The sequence below is a fragment of the Deinococcus murrayi DSM 11303 genome, from assembly GCF_000482805.1.
Taxonomy (GTDB): domain Bacteria; phylum Deinococcota; class Deinococci; order Deinococcales; family Deinococcaceae; genus Deinococcus; species Deinococcus murrayi.
This window is the reverse complement of record NZ_KI519502.1, coordinates 73,327-80,950: the sequence shown is the minus strand read 5'-3', so window position 1 is coordinate 80,950 and position 7,624 is coordinate 73,327. Positions and strand designations below refer to the sequence as shown.

The 7,624-nt window shown below is 70.5% G+C and carries 4 protein-coding genes and 1 tRNA gene; 2 read left to right on the top strand and 3 right to left on the bottom strand.

All coding sequences use genetic code 11. From position 1 onward, the window contains the following. Positions 1 to 96 precede the first annotated feature (96 nt). From H565_RS0110740 to H565_RS0110730, 3 genes are all read right to left on the bottom strand, one after another. Positions 97 to 849, bottom strand: a complete 753-nt coding sequence (locus H565_RS0110740) for a methylenetetrahydrofolate reductase (RefSeq protein ID WP_027461033.1) — start codon at positions 847 to 849, stop codon at positions 97 to 99. Continuing rightward, positions 846 to 4,580 carry a methionine synthase gene (gene metH / locus H565_RS15145; RefSeq protein ID WP_084542958.1) on the bottom strand — a complete coding sequence of 1,245 codons (3,735 nt, stop codon included), beginning with the start codon at positions 4,578 to 4,580 and terminating at the stop codon, positions 846 to 848. The genes H565_RS0110740 and metH overlap by 4 nt, the downstream gene beginning before the upstream one ends. A 318-nt stretch (positions 4,581 to 4,898) precedes the next feature. Then, on the bottom strand, positions 4,899 to 5,795 hold the full coding sequence (locus tag H565_RS0110730) for a prephenate dehydratase (protein ID WP_051363555.1): 897 nt from the start codon (positions 5,793 to 5,795) through the stop codon (positions 4,899 to 4,901). 162 nt (positions 5,796 to 5,957) lie between these two features. Between H565_RS0110730 and H565_RS0110725 the strand changes: the two genes are divergently transcribed. Beyond that, entirely contained in the window at positions 5,958 to 7,373 is a 1,416-nt protein-coding gene (locus tag H565_RS0110725; protein ID WP_245576209.1) for an amidase family protein, read from the top strand. 37 nt (positions 7,374 to 7,410) lie between these two features. Continuing rightward, positions 7,411 to 7,485, top strand: a tRNA-Val gene (locus H565_RS0110720). Positions 7,486 to 7,624 lie beyond the last annotated feature (139 nt).

Genomic DNA, 7,624 nt, shown 5'->3' with positions numbered 1-7,624 from the left:
GTTGCAGCCGTCTTTCGGGACGGCTGAGGATTGAAACTAGGGGTCGGCCAACTTTTCTGGGCCGACCCCCTGTTCTTGCCGTTGTTCTGGGCGCTCCTACACGATTCCTTCCAGGTATGCCCGCGCATCCGCCTTTACGGGCATGAAATAGGCGTGCTGACCCCGCTCCCGCGCAAAGGTAAGGAGGTCAGCGGCAAAGGCGCGGTTCCACTCCAGCGTGGGCTGGAAGCTGCGGGGAAAGACGGCGTGGTTGCGTGCCCGCCAGTAGTTCAGGGAAGCGGGGGTAAGGACCGTGGTCGCGCCCCACCAGACCTCGGCTTCCGGCGGGATGAGGTCGGCATAGGCGGCGAGCAGGCGCAGGTCAAAAAAGGGTTGGGTGAAAAATCCGCAGGCCCCGGCGTCGAGCTTGCGCAGGAGGTAGTCGCGCTCGCGGGCGAGGCTCTGGCGGTAGGGGTCTAGGCCCGCATAGACCCGCACGTGCGGCAGCTCGCGCTGAAAGCGCCGAATCGCCCGCACCGCGTCCACGTCGTACACGCGGGCGCTCATGTCGGCGGGGGCGTCCCCGGTGATGATGAGGACCTCGTCGAGGCCGTGGGCCGCAAGCGCGTCCGCCATCGCGAGCGGACGGTCGGGGTCGAGGTCGACCGCCCGGATGTGCGGAATGGCCCGGTAGCGGGGCCGGGCCAGGGCGCACCCCTGCCAGGACCGGGTCGAGTAGCGGGTGAGGTCCACCACGTTCACCGTGTCCACGTCCGGCAGGTGCCGCGCGACCGCCTCCAGCTCGGCCCGCAGGCCAGAGCGCGAGCGGGGCACGAGTTCGACAGAAATGCGGGTGGGGGAGGGGGTCACGGCACGCCTCCGGCGGTGGGTTGGGGGGGCGAGGCATCGAGCGGTCGAGGGGGGGTCTCGCTCGACTCCTCGACCTCCCGACCCCTCGACTCCCCCGCGTCGTACGCCAGAATCGGCCCCAGCCAGCGCTCGGCTTCCGCCAGGGTCCAGCCCTTGCGCCGGGCGTAGTCCTCGACCTGGTCGCGCCCGATGCGGCCCACGGCGAAATAGCGGGCTTCGGGGTGGGCGAAGTACAGCCCCGACACGGCGGCGGCGGGGGTCATCGCCCCGGATTCGGTGAGCGAGAGGCCGACTTCCTCCGCCCCCAGCAGACGGAAAATGGTCCGCTTTTCGGTGTGGTCGGGCTGGGCGGGGTAGCCGGGCGCAGGGCGGATGCCGACGTAACGCTCCCGGATGAGGTCGTCGTTGGTCAGGGCCTCCTGGGGCGCGTACCCCCAGTAATGCGTTCGCACGTCGCGGTGCAGCTTTTCCGCAAAGGCCTCGGCGAGCCTATCCGCGACCGCCTTGGTGAGGATGCTCTGGTAGTCATCGTGCTGTTCCTCGAAGGCGCGGGCGAGGGCCTCGGCCCCGTGGATGGCGACCGCGAACGCGCCAATGTGGTCGCCCCGCGGGGCCACGAAGTCGGCGAGGGCAGTATTCGGGGTGGCTTGGTCGCGCTGCTGGCGCAGGGTGTAGAGGCGGGTGGTCGGGGGGGCGAGGGGTCGGGGCGTCGAGAACGGCGCGGCCTCGACCACGATGTCATCCCCCTCCCGGTGTGCGGGCCACAGCCCGATGACGCCACGGGCCGTTAGCAAGCCCTCGTCAACGATGCGCCGCAGCAGCGCCTGCGCGTCGTCGAAGAGTCTGCGTGCCTCCGCCCCGCGCACGGGGTCGCCCAGGATGGTGGGGTAAACCCCCTTCATCTCCCAGGCGATGAAAAAGGGCGTCCAGTCGATGTAATCGAGGAGTTCCCCCAGCGGCTGCTCGACCACCGTGCGCCCCGGCACCCGCGGGGCGGGGGCGGCGGCGGGGGCGAGGCGGGGGGCGCGGGCGCGGGCCTCGGCCAGCCCGATGAGGCGCACCTGCCGCTCACCGTGCCGTTCACGCAGGGCCTCGTACTCGGCGCGGGTGCGCTCCTGCACCGCGGCGGGGTCGCTCAGCAGCTCGCCGACCACCCCGACGGCGCGGCTGGCGTCGAGAACATGCACGACCGGGCCATCGTAGGCGGGGGCAATCTTGACCGCTGTGTGGGCGCGGCTGGTCGTCGCGCCGCCGATGAGCAGGGGGGTCTTCAGGCCCCGGCGGGTCATCTCCCGCGCCACCCCGACCATCTCGTCGAGGCTGGGGGTGATGAGGCCGGACAGACCGATGACGTCCGCGCCCAGCTCCTGCGCGGTGTCCAGAATCTTCTCGGTCGGCACCATCACGCCGAGGTCGGTGACCTGGTAGCCGTTGCACGCCAGGACCACCCCCACGATGTTCTTGCCGATGTCGTGCACGTCGCCCTTCACGGTGGCGAGGAGGACCCTGCCCTTGCCCCCCTGCCCCACCTGCTCGGCCTCCAGATACGGCGTGAGGTGGGCGACGGCCCGTTTCATCACGCGGGCGGACTTGACGACCTGCGGCAGGAACATCTTCCCGGCCCCGAACAGGTCGCCGACCACGTTCATGCCGTCCATCAGCGGCCCCTCGATGACCGCCAGGGGCGAGCCGAGGAGCCGATACGCTTCTTCGGCGTCCTCGGTGACGTGGTCGGTGAGGCCCGCGACGAGCGCGTGCTTGAGCCGCTCGGCGACCGGGAGGTCGCGCCAGGCACTCTGGGCCGCGGCCTCGCGCCTCACGTCCTTGTAGCTCTCGGCGAGCGCAATCAGCCGCTCGGTCGCGTCCGGTCGCCGGGCCAGAATCACGTCTTCTACGGCCTCCCGCAGCTCCGGCTCGATGTCGTCGTACACGGCGAGCATCCCCGCGTTCACGATGCCCATGTCCAGCCCAGCGCGGATGGCGTGGTACAGGAAGACGGCGTGCATCGCCTCGCGGACGTGGTTGTTTCCCCGGAAGGAAAAGGACACGTTGGAGATGCCGCCCGACACGAGTGCGCCGGGCAGATTCGCCTTAATCCAGCGCGTTGCCTCGATGAAGTCGAGGGCGTAGCGGTCGTGCTCCTCCAGGCCTGTCGCTACCGTCAGCACGTTGGGGTCAAAGATGATGTCGTGGGCAGGAAAGCCCGCCTCCTCCGTCAGCAGGTGGTAGGCGCGGGCGCAGATTTCGGTGCGCCGCTCCAGGGTGTCCGCCTGCCCCGCCTCGTCAAAGGCCATGACGACGGCAGCGGCCCCGTAGCGGCGCAGGAGGCGGGCGCGTTCCAGGAACTTCTCTGGGCCGTCCTTGAGCGAGATGGAGTTCACCACGCACTTGCCCTGCACGCGCTTGAGGCCCGCTTCGAGAATCTCCCACTTGGAGGAATCCAGCATCAGCGGCACGCGGGCGATGTCCGGCTCCCCCGCGAGGAGGTTGAGAAACTTCACCATCGCGCCCTCGCCATCGAGCATCCCCTCGTCGAAGTTCACGTCCACGAGCTGCGCGCCGCTGACGACCTGCTGCCGGGCAATCTTGAGGCCCGCGTCGTAGTCGCCCGCGAGGATGGCCTTGGCGAACTTCGGGCTGCCCGTCACGTTCGTGCGCTCGCCCACGTTCACGAAGTTGGTGTCCGGGGTCACGCTAAAGGCTTCCAGCCCACTCAGGCGCAGGTAGGGCGGCAGCCGGGGCGCGGTGCGGGGGGGCAGCCCAGCGACCGCCCCCGCGATGGCGCGGATGTGCTCCGGCGTGGTGCCGCAGCAGCCGCCCACGATGTTGACCAGCCCTTCTTCGGCAAAGGAACGCAGGACGGAAGCCGTGTGCGCGGGCGTCTCGTCGTACTCCCCGAAGGCGTTGGGGAGGCCCGCGTTGGGGTGCACCGAGACGAGCGCTTCCGTATTGGCCGCGACCGAGCGCAGGTGGGGCCGCAGCAGGTCCGCGCCCAGGGCGCAGTTCAGGCCCAGGCTAAAGAGCTGGGCGTGCTCGGTGCTGACCGCAAAGGCTTCCGGCGTCTGCCCGCTGAGGGTGCGCCCCGACGCGTCCGTAATCGTGCCCGACAGCATGACCGGAAGCCGCCGCCCGGCGCGGGCGAAGACCTCCTCGGCGGCGAAGAGGGCCGCCTTCGCATTCAGGGTGTCGAAGACGGTCTCAATGAGCAGGAGGTCGGCCCCACCCGCGAGCAGCCCTTCCATCTGCTCCGCATACGCCGCAACCAGCTCGTCAAAGGTCACGTTGCGGAAGTCGGGCCGCTCGACGTCGGGCGAGAGGGTGGCCGTGCGGTTCGTCGGGCCGACCGACCCGGCCACCCAGCGGGGCCGCCCGTCGCGGGCCTCAAACTCGTCCGCGACCTCGCGGGCGAGCCGCGCTCCCGCCTCGTTCATCCCCCGCACCAGGTGTTCGGTGCCGTAGTCGGCCTGCGAGATGGCGTTCGCGTTGAAGGTATTCGTGGAGGCGATGTCCGCCCCCGCCGCGAAGTAAGCCCGGTGCACCTCCCGAATCACGTCAGGCCGGGTGAGCTGCAACAGGTCAAAGTTGCCCCGGTACATCCGCAGCGGGTCCGCGCCGGGCCAGCGAAAGTCGCCCTCCGTCAGCCCCGCTCGCTGAAGCATGGTGCCCCAGGCCCCGTCAAGCACCAGAATCCGTTCCCGCGCGTGGGCGTGAATGCCCCGTGTGTCCGCCATGCCTTTACCTCGGTCAAGCGGGCTGCTCCTGAAGCCGAAGCAGTCCGTGAAGTCTCGAATACGCTGATGTGCCGTCTCTGGGCCATCGCTCCCCCGCCGGGCCATCGTCAGCCGCGTGTGGCGGGGGGCTTTCCCGTGGGGCACCGTGGTCGTGATGGGGACCCGGTTGCCGCGCCGTCACTGGGCGGGAAAATCCCTCCGGCGCTCTGGATGGCCGTGCCGAGCGGGCACGACTGCCGGAAAGATAGCGCGGGGGACGCGGGACAGACTGGAGTGGAATGGACAGGTGCGGTGCGGGAGGGAGAGCAGGCGCGAACCCTACCCCACCACCTCCCGCGCCCGCGGATAGCTCCCGATGATTTTGGCGTAGCTCGCCTTCCTGAGCACCCCCGCGAGGGCTTGCGCGACCGCCGGGTCGTGGGCTGGCCCCTCGATGTCCACGTAAATCAGGTAGCTCCAGGCGCGGTCGCGGCGCGGCCTGGACTCGATGCGCGAGAGGTTGAGGCCCCGCAGTTCATTCAGCGTCTCGACGAGAAATCCGGGGGTGTGCCGCACGGCAAAGACGAGGCTGGTCTTGTGCGGCGCGTCCGAGGGGGCAGGTTCCCGGCGCGAGAGCAGCAGGAAGCGGGTGAAGTTGAAGGGTTCATCCTCGATTTCGCGGGCCAGGATATGCAGCCCGTACAGCTCGGCGGCGCGGGCAGAAGCGATGGCGGCCTCGTCCCGCGCCCCCCGCGCTGCGAGGTCCTGGGCGCTGCCCGCCGTGTCGTGCGCGGCGACAGGTTGCCACCCGTACTGGCGAATCAGTCCGGTGCACTGGTCGAGCGCGGGCTGCTGCGAAACGACCCGGCGGATGTCCGTTAGGCCCACGCCCGGCAGCGCCATCAGGCAGTGGCTGACGCGCACGACGACCTCGCCCGCGACGTGCAGGTCGGTCTCCGCGAGCAGGTCGGTGGTCTGGTGAATCGCCCCCATCAGGCTGTTCTCGACCGGAAGGACCCCGTAGTCGGCCCCGCCACCCTCGACCGCCGAGGCGACCTCGTGGAAGGTGGAAAAGCCCCGCGTGCCCACCCCCGCGTGGGGAATCCCGGCGCTTCCTAGCGCGTGCAGGGCCGCAATCTCGCCGTAAGCCCCCGGATGGCCCTGAAAGGCGACCGTGAGGGTGGCCCCCGCCGCGCCCGGCTCTCCCACGTCCCCGTGCCCCGCTGCCCCGTGCATGGCGGGCAGGCTATCCCACCTGCCGGGGAAGGTTGGGGGCGCGGCATAGACGGGCGGGGGAGGGGGAGCTTCCTCAAGAACGGAAGCGTTGCCTTGCTGGGCCAAGAGAAAAAGCCTGCGCCTTCTGTGCCCACTGCTCTACTCTGCTCTAGACTCAGCGGCGTGCTCCCCGCGACGCCCGACCCCGTGCTCGACCTCGATGCCGCTGCCCTGGCCGCCGCTACCCGCCGGGGCGACCTCACCGCGCTGGAGGTGACCCGCACCTACCTCGCCCGGCTGCGGGCGCACAACGGGCGGCTGCGGGCCGTCATCACGGTCAATGACCAGGCCGAGGCCGACGCCGAGCGCCTCGACGCCCTGCCCCCCCAGCGGCGCGGTCCCCTGCACGGCGTGCCGCTGTTGATTAAGGACAATATCGACGTGGCGGGCCTGCCCACGACCGCCGGAAGCCTGCTGATGACCCGGCACGTGCCCCGGCAGGACGCGCCCCTGGTGGCCCGGCTGCGGGCGGCGGGGGCGGTGATTTTGGGCAAGGCCAACCTCACCGAGTGGGCCAACTTCATGACCCTGGGGATGCCGAACGGGTACTCCGGCGCGGGCGGCCAGACGGTCAACCCCTGGGGCGAGGGGCTGGATACGGGCGGCTCGTCGAGCGGGAGCGGGGTGGCCGTCGCGGCGCGGCTGTGCGTGGCGGCGGTCGGCACCGAGACGAGTGGCTCGATTCTCAGCCCGGCGCAGCAAAACGGCGTCATCGGCCTCAAGCCCACCGTGGGCCTGATTCCGCGCACGGGCGTGGTGCCCATTTCGCACAGCCAGGACACCGCTGGGCCGATCACTCGCTCGGTGCGCGATGCGGCCCTCCTCGCCGGGGTGATGGCCGGACCCGACGAGGCCGACGAGGCCAGCCGCCGTCTCCCGGTCCCTGACCTCAGCCTCCCCGAAGGAGCGCTGGAGGGCAAGCGCCTCGGCGTGCTGCGCGAGTTCGGCCCCCACCTCTCTCCGGCGGAAGCGGCGGCCCTCGCCCGCGCGGAAGCCGCCCTGCAAGAGGCCGGAGCCAGCCTGCAGGACGTGACCCTAGAGACCGCCGCCGAGCTGAGCGGCTGGCGGCTGGAGGTGCTCGTCTACGAGTTCAAGCACGACCTCAACGCTTACCTCGCCGGGGTGCGGGATGGCCCCCGCAGCCTCGCGGAAGTCATTGCCGCCAACGATGAGGACCCGGGACGCCTCCAGCGTTACGGCCAGACGCTGCTGCACGCCGCCGAGGGCACCCGCGGCGACCTCTCCGAGCGGGCCTACCGGGAGGCGCGGACCCGCGACCTCGACCTCACGCGGACGCGGGGCCTTGACCCCCTCTTTGCCCTGGGCCTCGACGCCCTGCTGTGGCCGGGGCTGCGCGGCTCCGCGGTGGGGGCCAAGGCGGGCTATCCCAGCGTGACGGTTCCAACCGGGCTGCATGAGGGTGCCCCGACGGGCGTGCTGCTGACCGGCCCGGCGGGAGGTGACGGCAGGCTGCTCGCGCTCGCCGCCGACCTCAACCGGCGCTTGGGTGGGGTGCAGGTTCCGCCGGACCCGGCTTGACCCCCGGCCCCGCCGCGCCCTAGCATGCGCCCGGTGCGGGCGGTTAGCTCAGTGGTAGAGCTTTCGCTTTACACGCGACGGGTCGGGGGTTCAAATCCCTCACCGCCCACCAACCCAAAACCCACCCCCGGCGGGTGGGTTTCGTCTTGTGGGGGCAACCTGACTACCCTTCAAAACGCGGCATGAGAGTCGTCAGGGTACGCCAGGACGACGGGGATGGGTGCAGCAGCAGGTCTTGGAGATGGTCGAGG